Annotated in this window: 1 pseudogene; it reads right to left on the bottom strand. The window is 71.0% G+C overall.

Features of this window, described 5'->3' with window-relative positions:
- Positions 1-156 precede the first annotated feature (156 nt).
- Positions 157-331 (bottom strand): annotated as a pseudogene (locus tag BN358_RS26580) (gfo/Idh/MocA family oxidoreductase); the annotation flags it as partial.

Here is a 331-nt window from a genome sequence, read left to right as displayed (position 1 = left end):
TGCTGTGCCTCGGGTGCTGCTGTGCACCATTGAGAGCTGATTCCTGGTTTCGATGCCCACGCCCTGCACGTGGGTCGGGGTTGTTGGTCGGCATGGGACCGGCGCTCCCGCGGGCCCGCATGGTTCGGGCGGGACGGGCGCTCGCGAGCCCGCGTCTCACGGGGCCACCGCCGTCCACTGCCGGTTCGAGGCCGAGGCGAGCACGGCGTCCACCAGCCTCAGTGAGCGGGCGCCGTCGTCGAAGGTGGGCAGCCCTTCCGGCTGGGTGCCGCAGATTGCCGCGTAGACGTCGGCGACGAAGTTCTCGAAGCAGGCCTCCCAGCCCTGCACG

Source organism: Sedimentibacter sp. B4 (assembly GCF_000309315.1).
In the GTDB taxonomy this organism is placed as follows: Bacteria; Bacillota; Clostridia; order Tissierellales; family Sedimentibacteraceae; genus Sedimentibacter; species Sedimentibacter saalensis.
Note: the sequence above shows the minus strand (reverse complement) of the source record. Positions and strands in the feature narration are given on the sequence as shown.